The organism is Nocardia sp. alder85J (assembly GCF_020176955.2).
In the GTDB taxonomy this organism is placed as follows: Bacteria; Actinomycetota; Actinomycetes; order Mycobacteriales; family Mycobacteriaceae; genus Nocardia.
The window spans coordinates 57,493-71,021 of the sequence record NZ_JAIUCZ020000007.1; the positions used below are offsets into that span (position 1 = coordinate 57,493).

Annotated in this window: 13 protein-coding genes; 10 read left to right on the top strand and 3 right to left on the bottom strand. The window is 68.9% G+C overall.

Annotated features, from left to right (window positions below):
* Positions 1-82: 82 nt before the first annotated feature.
* The 6 genes from LBW94_RS26040 to LBW94_RS26065 all read left to right on the top strand — a co-directional run bounded on the left by LBW94_RS26040 (position 83) and on the right by LBW94_RS26065 (position 5,319).
* Entirely contained in the window at positions 83-1,267 is a 1,185-nt protein-coding gene (locus LBW94_RS26040; protein ID WP_225054518.1) for a lipid-transfer protein, read from the top strand.
* Complete coding sequence (locus LBW94_RS26045) at positions 1,267-1,722, top strand: MaoC family dehydratase N-terminal domain-containing protein (RefSeq protein WP_225054520.1); 456 nt, start codon at positions 1,267-1,269, stop codon at positions 1,720-1,722. The genes LBW94_RS26040 and LBW94_RS26045 overlap by 1 nt, the downstream gene beginning before the upstream one ends.
* A 64-nt stretch (positions 1,723-1,786) precedes the next feature.
* On the top strand, positions 1,787-2,203 hold the full coding sequence (locus LBW94_RS26050) for a MaoC/PaaZ C-terminal domain-containing protein (protein ID WP_225054522.1): 417 nt from the start codon (positions 1,787-1,789) through the stop codon (positions 2,201-2,203).
* Complete coding sequence (locus LBW94_RS26055) at positions 2,194-3,030, top strand: SDR family NAD(P)-dependent oxidoreductase (RefSeq protein ID WP_225054524.1); 837 nt, start codon at positions 2,194-2,196, stop codon at positions 3,028-3,030. The genes LBW94_RS26050 and LBW94_RS26055 overlap by 10 nt, the downstream gene beginning before the upstream one ends.
* Before the next feature lie 148 nt (positions 3,031-3,178).
* A complete protein-coding gene (locus tag LBW94_RS26060) occupies positions 3,179-4,411 on the top strand; it encodes a TetR/AcrR family transcriptional regulator (protein ID WP_225054526.1) in 1,233 nt (410 codons plus the stop codon).
* 80 nt (positions 4,412-4,491) lie between these two features.
* Positions 4,492-5,319 (top strand): mycofactocin-coupled SDR family oxidoreductase, encoded by an 828-nt coding sequence (locus LBW94_RS26065; protein ID WP_225054528.1) that lies wholly within the window; start codon positions 4,492-4,494, stop codon positions 5,317-5,319.
* An 88-nt stretch (positions 5,320-5,407) separates the two neighbouring features.
* On the opposite strand, the gene LBW94_RS26070 is transcribed toward LBW94_RS26065, so the two are convergent.
* Genes LBW94_RS26070 through LBW94_RS26080 form a run of 3 tightly spaced genes read right to left on the bottom strand, consistent with a single transcriptional unit; the run spans position 5,408 to position 7,971 of the window.
* Positions 5,408-5,899, bottom strand: a complete 492-nt coding sequence (locus LBW94_RS26070) for a flavin reductase family protein (protein WP_225054529.1) — start codon at positions 5,897-5,899, stop codon at positions 5,408-5,410.
* A gap of 29 nt (positions 5,900-5,928) precedes the next feature.
* Positions 5,929-7,029, bottom strand: a complete 1,101-nt coding sequence (locus tag LBW94_RS26075) for an LLM class flavin-dependent oxidoreductase (protein WP_225054531.1) — start codon at positions 7,027-7,029, stop codon at positions 5,929-5,931.
* Positions 7,030-7,074: 45 nt separating this feature from the next.
* Positions 7,075-7,971, bottom strand: a complete 897-nt coding sequence (locus LBW94_RS26080) for an alpha/beta hydrolase (RefSeq protein WP_225054533.1) — start codon at positions 7,969-7,971, stop codon at positions 7,075-7,077.
* 467 nt (positions 7,972-8,438) lie between these two features.
* Between LBW94_RS26080 and LBW94_RS26085 the strand changes: the two genes are divergently transcribed.
* Genes LBW94_RS26085 through LBW94_RS26100 form a run of 4 tightly spaced genes read left to right on the top strand, consistent with a single transcriptional unit; the run spans position 8,439 to position 13,441 of the window.
* A complete protein-coding gene (locus tag LBW94_RS26085; protein WP_225054535.1) occupies positions 8,439-9,599 on the top strand; it encodes an acyl-CoA dehydrogenase family protein in 1,161 nt (386 codons plus the stop codon).
* A 20-nt stretch (positions 9,600-9,619) separates the two neighbouring features.
* On the top strand, positions 9,620-10,672 hold the full coding sequence (locus LBW94_RS26090; protein WP_225054537.1) for an LLM class F420-dependent oxidoreductase: 1,053 nt from the start codon (positions 9,620-9,622) through the stop codon (positions 10,670-10,672).
* A complete protein-coding gene (locus tag LBW94_RS26095) occupies positions 10,669-12,585 on the top strand; it encodes a flavin-containing monooxygenase (protein WP_225054539.1) in 1,917 nt (638 codons plus the stop codon). Before LBW94_RS26090 ends, LBW94_RS26095 begins: the two co-directional genes overlap by 4 nt.
* Positions 12,586-12,610: 25 nt before the next feature.
* The gene (locus LBW94_RS26100) at positions 12,611-13,441 is read left to right on the top strand and encodes an SDR family NAD(P)-dependent oxidoreductase (RefSeq protein WP_225054541.1); all 831 of its coding nucleotides are present in this window, start codon (positions 12,611-12,613) and stop codon (positions 13,439-13,441) included.
* The last annotated feature ends 88 nt before the right edge of the window (positions 13,442-13,529 follow it).

Genomic DNA, 13,529 nt, shown 5'->3' on the forward strand with positions numbered 1-13,529 from the left:
TGTCGAATTTGCCAACATCCTCAGCAGACGCGGATCGCCGAGCGCGGCGACCCGGCCGGGCGATCTCGAGCCAGGAGCAGCAATGACCAACGTGTGCATCAGCGGCATCGGCATGGTGCCGTTCGCCAAACCGGGACGCAGCGAGACCTACGACCGGATGGGCCAGGCCGCGGCCCGCGCCGCCCTCGCCGACGCCGGAATCGACTATTCCGACGTACAGCAGGCCTACGTCGGGTACGTCTACGGCGATTCGACCTCCGGCCAGAACGCGCTCTACGACATCGGCATGACCGGTATCCCGGTGGTCAACGTCAACAACAACTGCTCGACCGGGTCGACGGCGCTGTGGCTGGCCCGGCAGGCCGTCGCCTCGGGCGCGGCGGATTGTGTGCTGGCGCTGGGCTTCGAGCAGATGCAGCCGGGCGCGCTGGTCAACGCCTACCCCGACCGGCCCAGTCCCACCGCGCGTGGCGAGGACATCGCGATGGCCCGGCCGGGCGGCGACCAGACCGCGCCGATGGCCGCCAAGCTGTTCGGCGGCGCCGGGGTGGAGTACATGCAGCGTTACGGCGTCACCAGCGAACTGTTCGGGCTGGTGTCGGTGAAGGCGCGCAACCACGCCGGGCGCAATCCGCTCGCGGTCTTCCGCGATCCGATCGATCTGGACACGGTGATGTCCGGCAAGCAGATCTGGGGTCCGCTGACCCTGCTGATGTGCTGTCCGCCCACCAACGGCGCCGCAGCCGCGATCGTGTGCAGCGAGGAGTTCGCGCGCTCGCGCGGCCTGGACGCGAGCATCCGGCTGCGGGCGCAGTCGCTGGTCACCGATGTCGCGGGGGCCTTCGACGGCACCGACATGATGAAGGTCGTCGGGTACGACATGACCGCGCTGGCGGCTCGCCAGGTGTACGAGCAGTCCGGGGTCGATCCGCTGGACATCCCGGTCGTCGAACTGCACGACTGCTTCAGCACCAACGAGGTCATCACCTACGAGGGGCTCGGCCTCACCCCCGAGGGCACCGCGGAGAAGTTCGTGCTCGACGGGGACAACACCTACGGCGGCCGGGTGGTCACCAACCCCTCCGGCGGGCTGCTGTCCAAGGGGCATCCGCTGGGTGCGACGGGGCTGGCACAGTGCGCCGAACTGGTCTGGCAGCTGCGCGGCACCGCCGGTGATCGTCAGGTCGAGGGCGCACGAATCGCGTTGCAGCACAACCTCGGTCTCGGCGGCGCCTGCGTCGTGTCGCTCTACGAGAAGGTGAACTGATGGCACTGGATCGCGCGATCCTCGACGTGCACCCCGACCCGATCGACGTCGACGTGGAGCGGGGCCGCATCCGGCAGTTCGCGATCGCGATCGGCGAGGACGATCCGATCTACCTCGACCGTGACGCCGCGCTGGCGGCCGGGCATCCGGACGTGCCGGCACCGCCGACCTTCCTGTTCGGGCTGGAGCTCGAAAACTCGGATGTGTTCGGCGATCTCGCGGCGCACGGGGTCGATCTGTCGCAGGTGCTGCACGGTGAGCAGCGGTTCCGGTACCACGCCGAGGTATATGCGGGCGACCGCGTGCAGTTCCGGTCCAGCTATGTGGACGTCTACTCCAAATCCGGTGGGGCGCTGGACTTCCTGGTCCGGCGCACCATCGTCACCCGGGACGGCGACACCGTCGCGGAGCTGGAGAGTGTGTCCGTCATCAAGAACACCGGGGGTCCGGCATGAGTGCGTCGAGCCCGAATGCGGCACACGGAGAGCCGGCGGGCCCGGCGGACCTGGAGGTCACAGCATGAGCGACGTATCCGTATCGACGACAACGCAATCCACGGTATCGGAGTTGCGGCCGGGCGCGATCACGCGCACGACCCTCGCCCTGTTCGCCGGTGCCTCCGGCGATCACAACCCGATCCACATCGATCTGGATGCGGCCCAGGCCGCGGGTGCCGGTGACGTGTTCGCGCACGGGATGCTCACGATGGCGTATCTCGGCCGGGCACTGACGAATTGGATTCCGCAGCGCCGCATCGTGGAGCTGTCGGGCCGGTTCACGGCGATCACGCCGGTGCTGGCCGAGCCGGTGATCACCGCCGAGGTGACCGAGATCGAGGAGATCGACGGCGTGCCGCACGCCCGGGTCGATCTCGTCGCCACCCTCGCCGACGGCACGGTGACGCTGCGCGGAAAAGCCTTGGTCACATGGCTGTGAAATCCCTGGCAGGGCGGGTCGCGCTGATCAGCGGGGCCGGACGTGGCATCGGCCGGGCCACCGCGCTGAAACTCGCCGCCGAGGGCGCCCGGGTGGTGATCAACGACCGCGACGCCGAACCGGCACGCGAGGCGGTACAGGCCGTCGCGGAACTCGGTGGCGAGGCGGTGGCCTGCGTCGGCGACGTCACCGCCGCCGGATTCGGCGAGCGGTTCGTGGCGGCCGCGGTCGACAATTTCGGTGGTCTCGACATCGTGGTGAACAACGCGGGCATGGCGTGGAACGCCTTCCTGCCCGCGATGACCGACACGATGTGGAGCCGGGTGCTCGACATTCATCTGTCGGCGGCCTTCCGCGTCCTGCGGGCGGCGCAACCGGTATTCGCCGAACAGGCCCGCAATGATCGCGCGGCCGGGCACACCACCCGGCGCGCGGTGGTGAACGTCGGCTCGATCGTCGGATCCGGCGGCAATCCGAGCCAAGCCAACTATGCCGCCGCCAAATCCGGGTTGTTCGGGCTGACCCGCACCCTGGCCCAGGAGTGGGGCCGCTACGACGTGACCGTGAACTCCGTGGCGTTCGGGGTGATCCGGACCCGGATGACCTCGGTCGCCGATCCCGCCGAACCCGCTTCCGGGGAGGGCGCGACGCACGTGTCCCCGCTGGCCGCACAGGTACTCGCCGACGCGGTCGCCCGGTCACCGTTGCGGCGGCCGGGCACCCCCGAGGAGGCGGCGGACTCCGTATGGATGCTGTGTGCGCCCGAATCCTCCTACCTCACCGGCCAGGTGCTGTTGTGCGCCGGCGGGTTGACGTCCGTGGAATGACGCGGATGCGCGGTGGTCGGTACCCACGACACACCTCGACCGGCGTTTGCGTGAAATGCGCAGGCGGACCGGCGATCTGCGGGCCGACCGCGGCGCGGCGCACCAGCGGCGCGGCGGCCGGACAGCCGATGCGACGAAGGGATGCGAGATGACCGAGGAACCGGTGCCCGACCGGATGTCGCCGCTCGGGCAGCGGGCACGGCAGATCGCCGCCGCGGCCGCGCAACTGTTTCACGATGTCGGCTACCAGAACGTCAGTGTCGACCAGATCGGCGCGGCGGTCGGGCTCACCGGCCCGGCCGTGTACCGGCATTTCAAGAGCAAGCATCAGATTCTGGTACACGCCCTGGTGGAACAGGTCGCGGTGGTCGAGCAGATGGCGGACCGTTTCGCACAGGGCACCGAACCGGCCACGGACCGGCTGAGCGGATTCCTCACCGAACTCGGCGCGCTGGTCGTCGACCGCGACGAGGCCATGCTGTGGCGCACCGAACAGCGCCATCTCCGGCCCGAGGAGCAGCGGGTTTTCCGGGCCCGGTTCGGCGCGGTGCTGCACCGGGTCGCGGGGCTGCTGACGGCTGCCCGCCCGGACCGCAACCGCGCCGACGCCGAACTGCTCGGTTACGCCCTGCTGGCCTTCTTCGCCGGCACCCGCGACATCCGGCACGGCCTGGGTACCGAGCGGCTGACCGTCGTGCAATCCGCGATCGCGACCGCGATCGTGCGATGCGAAATTCCCGCTGCCGCGGATACTTCCGGAACAGCGCCGCGGATCGGCGGGCACATCCCGGCCGGCCGGCGCGAGCGCATCATCAGCACCTCCGCCGCATTGTTCGACCGGCGCGGCTTCCACGACGTGCGGATCGACGACATCGCCAAGGCGTCGAACATGTCGGTCGCCACCCTGTATCAACACGTCGACAGCAAAACCGCAGCGCTGCACGCGATCCTGGAGCGCGGCGCGCACGGCCTGCTCTACGTCACGCACGCCGCGCTGGCGAATGCCGCCACCGCCGAAGCCGCACTGGCCCTGCTGATCCGGACCTACATCGGACAGGCGCTGGGCGTGCACGGCCGCATCATGCGCATCCTCGCCACCGACCTGATCTACCTGCCCGAGCAGGAGCGCACCGCCCTCCGCGACGCGCAACGCGAGTACGTCGCCGAATGGATCGAGGCATTGCGCGCCATCTCCCCCGGCCTGGATGCCGCCGACGCCCGCGCCCTCGCCCACGCCGTCATCGGCGTGATCACCGACATGTCGCAGACCCCGCGGGTCCGCACCCGCCCCGGCGTGGCCGGCGAACTGATCGCCCTCGCCACCGCGATGACCGCCCCCGGCAGCACCGCCGCTCCCCTCCCGGCGGGACCGCCGGCGTGACGGCGGCCACCGACCACGCAGTCATCCGAATCAGGCCCGGAGACATCACCGAATCCGGTGACAGGAGAGAAGGATCCGAGATGGGTAAGTTGGACGGCAAAGTCGCCTTCATCACCGGCGCGGCGCGCGGGCAGGGCAGAAGTCATGCGGTGCGGCTGGCCGAGGAGGGCGCGGACATCATCGCGCTGGACGTGTGCCGGCAGATCGACACCGTCGAATATGCGACGGCGAATTCGGCCGATCTCGCCGAGACGGTCCGGCTGGTGGAGAAGACCGGTCGCCGGATCATCGCGGCGGAGGCGGATATTCGCGACTACGACGCGGTGAAGCAGGTGGTCGACGCGGGTGTCGCGGAGTTCGGCCGGCTCGACATCGTGCTGGCGAACGCGGGTATCTCGACCATGGCGCCCACGCTCGAGATGAGCGAGGAGGTGTGGACGACGATGATCGATATCAATCTCACCGGGCAGTGGCGCACCGTCAAGGCCGCGGTGCCGCACATCGTCGCGGGCGGTCGCGGCGGCTCGGTCGTGCTGGTCAGTTCGCTGGCGGCGATGGCCACCAACGAGAACATGGCGCACTACAGCGCCGCGAAGACCGGCCTGATCGGGCTCATGCGGGTGCTCGCGAAAGAGCTCGCGCCGCACAGTATCCGGGTGAACACTGTGCATCCGACCACGGTCGCCACGGATATGATCCTCAACGACGTGACCTACAAGCTGTTCCGGCCCGATCTGCCGAACCCCACCCGGGCGGATTTCGAGCAGGCGGCGCTCACGCTCAACGCGTTGCCCGTCCCGGCGCTGGAGTCGATCGACATCTCGAACGCGATCCTCTACCTGGTCTCCGACGACGGCCGCTACGTGACGGCCACCCGGCACGTGGTGGATGCCGGCGGGCAGCTCTGAAAGCCCTCGGGCGCAACATATTCAGCCACCTGTGCGGATAGCGGAGCGGCCCGGTCGTGATCACGACCGGGCCGCTTCGATGTTCACCTCAGGCGAGTACTCGATGGGTGCCGAAGCCACGCGCGAAGTAGGTCAGCGGCGGCGTCGGCCGGCTCTCCAGCGCGTGCACCTCCCCCATCAGCACGACGTGGTCGGCCGCCTCGACGGCCTGCGCCACCCGGCAGGCGAACCAGCCGGGAGCCCCGGCCAGCCGCGGAACCCCGTGCGCGCGTGACCAATCCACGCCCTCGAACTTGTCCTGTCCCTTGCGCGCGAACCGCCCGGCCAGCTCCGACTGGTCGTGGCCGAGGATGTTCACCCCGAACTCACCGGCGGCCAGCACCAGCGCCAGCAGGTCCGATCCGCGATCGAGACTGACCAGCAGCGACGGTGGTGACATCGACAGCGAGGCGAAGGCGCTCACGGTCGTACCGTGTGGGCGCTCACCGTCCATCGCGGTCACCACCGCCACCGGTGTGCACACTGCGGCCATCGCGTCCTTGAAGGCGCCGGCGAGCTGTTCGGCCTCCGGTGCTGTCATCGCGTTGTTCCTTTCCCGCGCCCGGTGATTCAGACGGTCGCGGCCTCGCGCACCGGGATGCCCAGCCGGCGCAGCTCCGGCATCACCTTCTCGGCGAACAGCCGCATGCTGGCCTCGGCCTTGTCGTGATCCATACCGCCACAGGAGAATCCGCAGTTCTGGTCGTAGTCGCCGAACAGGTCGTAGCGCTCCTTGATGCGCGCCACGATCTGCTCGGGGGTGCCGGTGAGCTGGGCGGCCCAGTAACCCTCCGCCGCGGCCTCCTTACCGGCCGCGATCATGGCGTCGGCCATCGCGGCGTAGTTCTGGTAGCCGCTGATGTTGTCGAAATGCCCGGACTTGTCCAGGCCGTAATGCGCCATGGTGAGGCCGAAGTGTACGAAGATCGCCTCCTTCGAGGTGGCCTCGCATTCGGCGGCGTCCTCCGAGCAGTACACCGAATCGGAGAGGATCACCCGCGGCGGCTCGTCGTCGTGGTGCTTACGGTAGATCTCGCGGTATTCGGCGAAATCGGCGGCGTGCGCCTCGGTCGGGAATTGCGCGAACGACGCAATGGCGGTACCCCGTTCGGCGGCGGTGACCCGGGACTCCGCGGACATCGCGATGCTGACCACGTCGCGCGGCGCGATCTTCTGTAGCGGCGCCGGGCGGATCGGCGCGGCGTTCTGCCGGTAGAACTCGCCCCGATGTTCCATCACGCCGCTGTTCAGCGCCGCGAGGATCATGTCCAGGCTCTCCTCCATGCGGCCGCGGGCCTCCCCCATCGGGATGCCGAAGGTGTCGTATTCGATCTTCGACAGGCCGCGGCCGACGCCCAGCTGTGCGCGGCCGCCTGAAAGGTTGTCCAGCAGAGCGAGTTTCTCCGCTACCCGCAGCGGATCGTTCCACGGCAGGATCGCGCCGCCGGTGGTGAGGGTGATCCGCTCGGTCTTCGCGGCCAGGTACGACAGCACGGAGAAATTGTCCGGGCACATCGAGTACGGGCCGTCGAAATGGTGTTCCACACACCAGATGCCCTCGAAGCCGAGCGGTTCGGCCAGTTCGGCGAGCGCCATTTCGCGACGGTAGAACTCGACGTCGCTCAGTTCCGGCGACTTGCCGGTAAAGAACATCTGATAGGTGACCTTCATCGGTGACTCCTTCGAAAAAATGATGATGTCGGGCAGCGGCGGCGCTCAGCCGGCGACGTGCTGCTTCAGGAATGCGCCCGCCTCGCCGAGGGCCTGCGCGCCCTCGGGGAGGATCGAGGCGAACAGCGTCCACACGTGGCACATGTCGTCGTAGACCGACACGGACGCGGTGCCGCCGGTCGCGCGGACCGCCTCGGCGAACCGGCGGGAATCGTCGAGCAGCACCTCGGCCGAGCCGACCATCGCCAGCACCGGCGGCAGGCCGGTGAGCTCGGCGAACAACGGCGACGCCAGCGGATCGCGCTCGTCGTGGCCCTGCAGGTAGGCCGCGCCGAGATCGCGGATCGAGGCATCCGAGACCGCGATGTCGGTGTCCGCGTTGGTGGCGATGGTGTCGCCGCTGCGGGAGAAGTCGAGCAGCGGCGAGATCAGCACCGCGGCCGCGGGCAGCGCCACACCGGCGTCGCGCAGCGAGACCAGGGTGGCGACGGTGAGGCCGCCACCGGCGGAATCGCCGCCGAAGGCCACCTTGCCCGCGCCGTACTGCGCGAGCACCGCGCGGGTGAGCACGACCGCGTCGTCCACCGCGGCCGGGAACTTGTGCTCCGGCGCCCGACGGTAGTCCGGCAGGATCACGGTCAGCCCCGACGCCCGCGACAGGCCGTGGCCCATCTCGCTGAACGCCGCGGCGCTGCCCAGGACATAGCCGCCGCCATGGAACCAGACCAGCACCCGGGAGGTCGAGGCGCCTGCCGCGGTGACGGTGACGACCGGCACCCCGCCGAGTTCACCAGTGGTGACCTCGGCGTCGTCGGGCAGCGGGAACTGCGTGAGCAGTGCGTCGTAGCTCGCCCGCAGGTCCTCGATCGACGCGTCGGTCGCGTCCGGGAACCCGTCGATGTACATCTTCTCCACCTGGGCCAGCAACTCGGTACGTGCCATCGGGAATCTCCACCTATCTCTTCGGACCGTCACCCCCACCGATCGCTCCTGTGACGACGGTAACACAATTAGGATTAACTTTTGAAGACTATTCCCTGGTTTTTCTCCCAACTACAGCAGATCAAGGTAGATTCGTCGCTCACAGCAGGGTGGGACGCTCACAGTGGCGGCGCCAGGGGTTCGTCCGCACGAGAACCGCAGGCGGCCACCGACGGTGGCCGGCGAACCGCGAGGCAACCCCGCCGGTGAGGGCCTCGGAAATCCGGCCGCACGGACCGGGAGCGCGCGGGCGGCGCCCGCGCCACCCACCCGAAACCTACCGCAACCAGACCACATTGTCACAAGAACGAGAACTAACAATTAAAAGAAACTGCCAGCTCATGATGTCATTGACAGCCATATGACTCATAGTTAATGTTAACTCACGGCCTGCATCGGCCGACTTCCAGCAAGCGACGGGACGGATCATGCGACGCGACCTCTTCGAGCCGGAGCACGAGGCCTTCCGCGCCTCCTTCCGCGCCTTCCTGGAGGCCGAGTTCGTGCCCCATCTCGCCGCCTGGGCCGCCGCCGGCCTGGTTCCGCGCGAAATGTTCGCCAAGGCAGGCGATCTCGGCTTCACCGGAATGCAGACGCCGGAGGAGTACGGCGGTGGCGGTGCGGGCGATTTCCGCTTCAACGTGGTGATCAGCGAGGAGATCGCGGCCGCGCACCTGGGCGGCGCCGGCACCGGGCTCGGCGCGCACAACGACCTGGTGCTGCCCTACCTGGAGGACCTCACCGACACGGAGCAGAAGCGGCGCTGGTTGCCCGGCGCGGCCACCGGGCGGCTGATCGCCGCGGTCGCGATGACCGAACCGGGCACCGGCTCGGACCTCTCCGCGATCGCCACCAGCGCGGTGCCCACCCGCGTCGACGGCCGCGACGGTTACCTGGTCAACGGCCAGAAGACGTTCATCTCCAACGGCATCAACGCCGACCTGGTGGTCACCGTGGTCCGCACCGACCCCGCCGACCGGCATCGGGGGCTGTCGCTGCTGGTGGTGGAGCGCGGGATGTCCGGATTCGAGCGCGGCCGCAATCTGGACAAACTCGGGCAGCACGCCCAGGACACCGCCGAACTGTTCTTCGACGACGTCTTCGTGCCGGTCGCCAACAGATTGGGCGCCGAGGGCGAGGGATTCGCACTGCTGCAACGCAACCTGCCGCAGGAGCGGCTGGCGATCGCGGTGCACGCCACGTCCTGCACCCGCGCCGTCCTCGACCTGACACTCGAATATGTGTGCGGCCGCAAGGCTTTCGGCAAACCCATCGGCAGTTTCCAGGCGACGCGCTTCGCCCTCGCCGAACTCGCCACCGAACTCGATCTGGCGCAGTGCTTCGTCGACACCTGCGTGCTCGCCCACAACGCGGGCCGGCTGTCCGCGGTCGACGCGGCGAAGGCCAAGTGGTGGTGCACCGAACTCCAGGGCCGGGCCGCGGATCGCTGCCTGCAACTGCACGGCGGCTACGGCTACATGGCCGAGCAGCCGATCGCCCGCGCCTACGCCGACGCTCGGGTCACCCGCATCTACGGCGGGACCACCGAGATCATGAAAGAGATCGTCGGCCGCAGCCTCGGTCTGTGAGCCGAAAGGAGTAGCGATACATGCGAATTGGTACAGTGCTCGGTCTCGGGCGGTCGATGGCGGCGGTGGCCGCCGAGATCGCCGCGTGGGAGCGCGAGGGACTGGCGTCGGTCACCATCGGTGAGGCGTACACCTTCGACGCGGTCACCCAGCTGGCGTTCCTGGCGGCGCGGACCGAAACGGTCGAGATCGCCACCGGCGTACTGCCGCTGGACACCCGCACCCCGACCCTGCTGGCGATGACCGCGGCCGGGCTGGACTACGTCAGCGCGGGCCGGGCCCGGCTGGGTCTCGGCTCGTCGGGCCCGCAGGTGGTCGAGGGCTTCCACGGCTTACCGTTCGGCGGCGTACTCGGCCGCACCCGCGAGACGATCGACATCTGCCGGTCGGTCTGGCACCGGGACACTCTGCGGCACAACGGCCGTCACTATCAGGTGCCGCTGCCCGCCGAACTCGGGACCGGGCTGGGCAAGCCGCTCAAGCTCATCAATCATCCCGTCCGGCCGAATATTCCGATCTCGGTGGCCGCGCTCGGCCCGCGCATGGTGGAGCTGACCGCCGAGCTCGCCGAGGGCTGGGAGCCCATCTTCTTCTATCCCGAGAAGGCCGAGCAGGTGTGGGGCGAGGCGCTCGCCGCCGGTCGTGCCAAGCGCTCGGAAACCCTTCCGCCGCTGGAGATCATCGCGCGTGCCCCACTGGCGGTCACCGACGGTGATCCGGCGCCGCTGCTCGACGCGGCCCGGCCGCAGCTGGCGCTGTACATCGGCGGGATGGGGTCGCGGGAGCAGAACTTCTACAACCGGCTGGCCACCGCCTACGGATTCGGCGCCGAGGCCGCCGTGGTGCAGGACCACTTCCTGTCCGGCCGGATCGCCGAGGCGGCCGCGGCCGTCCCGGAGGAGCTGGTGCGGGCCACCTCGCTGATCGGCAGCCCCACGCACATCCGTGAACGTCTCGCCGTCTTGCGCTCGGCGGGAGTGACATTGGTGAACGTGACACCGATGGCCACGGATCCGGCCGAACGTCTCGACGCCGTGCGGACGGTCGTCGCGCTGAGCAAGGAGATCTCGTGAGCCAGGCCCTGGAACCCGGAATCGCCCTAGATCCGGCCGAGCTGCGGCAGGCGATGGACGTCGCCAACGTGCCGTGCCTGCTGGCCGTGCTGTATCAACTCACCGGTGAGCGGCGCTGGCTGAACGAGCCCTACCGGGTCACCCCGACGGCGGGATTCGAGGATCTCGACGACGGCGGCCTGTCGGCCGAGCGGGTCGCCAAGGTGCGCGACGCCGCGTATGCCGCGGTGATCGCTTGGGCCGCAGGCACTCCCGCGGTCCACCCGCAGCCCTCCGACGCCGAACTGGCCGAGCTGATGACGGCGGTGATGGGCGAGCCGATCTCCGGGAGGTACGCGCCACTGGCGGCGGAACAGCTCGGCTTCAGTCCGTTCGTCCCCGACGACGTGTCCGGTGAGTCGGTGGCGCATTCGGTGATCGTGGTCGGCGCCGGCTTCTCCGGGCTCGCCGCCGCGGTCCACCTGAAGCAGACCGGTATTCCCTTCCGGGTGCTGGAGCGCAATCCGCACGTGGGCGGTACCTGGTTCGAGAACCGTTATCCCGGTGCGCGGGTGGATATTCCGAGCAACCTGTACTCGTACTCGTTCTTCCCGCGCGACTGGAGCGAGAATTTCGCCCGCCGGGACGAGATCGCGGGCTATATCGACGATGTGGTGGGTCATTTCGAGCTCGCACCGCACATCGAACTCGGGGTCGCGGTGGAGAGCGCCCAGTGGGACGCGGGCGCGGGTGAGTGGGTGCTCACGGTGCACGATGCCGCGGGCACCCGGACTCTGCGCGCGACGGTGCTGATCACCGCCGCCGGGCTGCACAGCACGCCCAACGTCCCGGATTTTCCCGGCCTGTCCGAATTCGGCGGTGCGGTGGTGCATTCCGCGCGCTGGCCCGCGGACGCCGACATCCGCGGGAAGAAGGTCGCGGTGGTCGGCGCCGGGGCCAGCGCCATGCAGCTGGTGTGCGCGATCGCCGACGACGCCGAACATCTGACCGTCGTGCAGCGCGAGCCGCACTGGATCGCACCGAACGAGCACTACTTCCAGCCTCAGCCCGCGATCCGGCATCAGTTGTTCCGGCAGGTGCCGTTCTACCGGTCCTGGTTCCGGTTCCGCCTCTACTGGCTGTACACCGAACGCACCTATGCCGCACTGCGAGTGGACCCGAAGGCGGCGGCGAAGGGCAAGCAGGTCAGCTCCCTCAACGACGCGTTCCGCCGCTACTTCACCGGCTATCTGCGCGGGCAGCTGGCCGGCCGGGACGACCTGATCGAGAAGACCACGCCGTCCTATCCCCCGTTCGGCAAACGCCTGCTGCTGGACAACGGCTGGTACGCCACCCTGCGCCGCCGGGATGTCGACCTGGTCACCGACGGCATCGACCACCTCACCGAACGGTCGCTGGTGACCGCGAACGGCGAAGTGCACGAGGTGGATACGCTGATCCTCTGCACCGGGTTCCAGCAACAACGGTTCCTGTTCCCGATGCACATCCGCGGCAACGCGGGCGTGGATCTGCGCGAATCGTGGGGCGACGACAACGGCCGCGCATACCTCGGCATCACCACCCCCGGCTTCCCCAACCTGTTCTTCCTCTACGGGCCGAACACCAATCCACCGGGCGGCAGCTATCTGGTGACCGCCGAGGCACAGGTGCGCTACGTGGTCGAGCTGCTGACCCGGATGGTCCGGGCCGACGTGGCCGCCGTCGAATGCAAACCGGAACCCTACGAGCGGTACAACCGCGAGCTGGACGACGCCAACGCGGCGATGGTCTACGCGGTCGACGGCGTCCACAACTACTACCGCAATACCTCCGGCCGGGTCGTCACCAATTCGCCCTGGTCGGTCCCCGACTACTTCGCCCGCACCTCGCAGCCGGATCTGTCGGATTTCCACATCACCCACCGCGCGCAGTGACGCGCGCTCATCCCGAGGACACCACATGGGACGGCTGAACGACAAGATCGCGATAGTCACCGGAGCCACAATCGTGGATCCGGGCGGCCTCAACATCGGCGGCGCCACCGCCGCCGAATTCGCCGCCGAGGGCGCGCGTGTCGTGCTGGCGGACATCAACATCCAAGGCGCACGAGCACTCGCCGATCTGCTGAACGACAAGTACGGTCCGGACACGGCGCTCGCGATCCACACGGATCTGCGCTCCGAGGACGAGATCCGGGCGCTGATCGACACCGCGGTCCGAACCTACGGCGGGCTGCACCTGCTGATGAACATCGCGGGCATCTTCCCCGGCGACGACGGCGACGTGGCGACCATGCCGATCGAAGCCTGGGACAACGTGATGGCGGTGAACCTCCGCAGCGCGATGCTCACCACCAAACACGCACTGCCGCACCTGCGCCCGGTAGGCGGTTCGATCGTGAACACCGCCTCCACCCACGCCTTCGCCGGTGACACCAGCCTAACCGGCTACGGCGCCACCAAGGCCGCCCTGATCGCCCTCACCAAGTACACCGCCACCCAGTACGGCCGGGAAGGCGTGCGCTGCAACGCCATCTGCCCCGGCACCACCCGCACCCCACCGGCCCAGCAACTTCCGGCGGTGATCACCGACATCTACCGCCGCCACACCCCCGCCCCCGATCTCAACGGCCCCACCGAACTGGCGAAGGTCTACGCCTTCCTCGCCTCGGACGACTCCCGCGGCATCAACGGCGAGGCCATCCGCGTCGACGGCGGCCTACTCGCCCACCAGCCCTTCGTCCCCGACATGGAGGCCCTGGGCGCCGCCACCGCCACGTCCCAAGGCTGACCCGCTCCAGACCACCGAGTCCCCGCCCCGGCCTTCCGGAGCGGGGACTCGGCCGTGCGGGGTGGCCGCGGACCTGCTCTGTCCGAGG

What these genes read in the sequence shown, in the direction of transcription:
- LBW94_RS26045 (WP_225054520.1), top strand. Translation starts at nt 1,267, where the DNA reads ATGGCACTGGATCGCGCGATCCTCGACGTGCACCCCGACCCGATCGAC.
- LBW94_RS26100 (WP_225054541.1), top strand. Translation starts at nt 12,611, where the DNA reads ATGGGACGGCTGAACGACAAGATCGCGATAGTCACCGGAGCCACAATC.
- LBW94_RS26040 (WP_225054518.1), top strand. Translation starts at nt 83, where the DNA reads ATGACCAACGTGTGCATCAGCGGCATCGGCATGGTGCCGTTCGCCAAA.
- LBW94_RS26080 (WP_225054533.1), bottom strand. Translation starts at nt 7,971, where the DNA reads ATGGCACGTACCGAGTTGCTGGCCCAGGTGGAGAAGATGTACATCGAC.
- LBW94_RS26050 (WP_225054522.1), top strand. Translation starts at nt 1,787, where the DNA reads ATGAGCGACGTATCCGTATCGACGACAACGCAATCCACGGTATCGGAG.
- LBW94_RS26085 (WP_225054535.1), top strand. Translation starts at nt 8,439, where the DNA reads ATGCGACGCGACCTCTTCGAGCCGGAGCACGAGGCCTTCCGCGCCTCC.
- LBW94_RS26075 (WP_225054531.1), bottom strand. Translation starts at nt 7,029, where the DNA reads ATGAAGGTCACCTATCAGATGTTCTTTACCGGCAAGTCGCCGGAACTG.
- LBW94_RS26060 (WP_225054526.1), top strand. Translation starts at nt 3,179, where the DNA reads ATGACCGAGGAACCGGTGCCCGACCGGATGTCGCCGCTCGGGCAGCGG.
- LBW94_RS26065 (WP_225054528.1), top strand. Translation starts at nt 4,492, where the DNA reads ATGGGTAAGTTGGACGGCAAAGTCGCCTTCATCACCGGCGCGGCGCGC.
- LBW94_RS26055 (WP_225054524.1), top strand. Translation starts at nt 2,194, where the DNA reads ATGGCTGTGAAATCCCTGGCAGGGCGGGTCGCGCTGATCAGCGGGGCC.
- LBW94_RS26070 (WP_225054529.1), bottom strand. Translation starts at nt 5,899, where the DNA reads ATGACAGCACCGGAGGCCGAACAGCTCGCCGGCGCCTTCAAGGACGCG.
- LBW94_RS26090 (WP_225054537.1), top strand. Translation starts at nt 9,620, where the DNA reads ATGCGAATTGGTACAGTGCTCGGTCTCGGGCGGTCGATGGCGGCGGTG.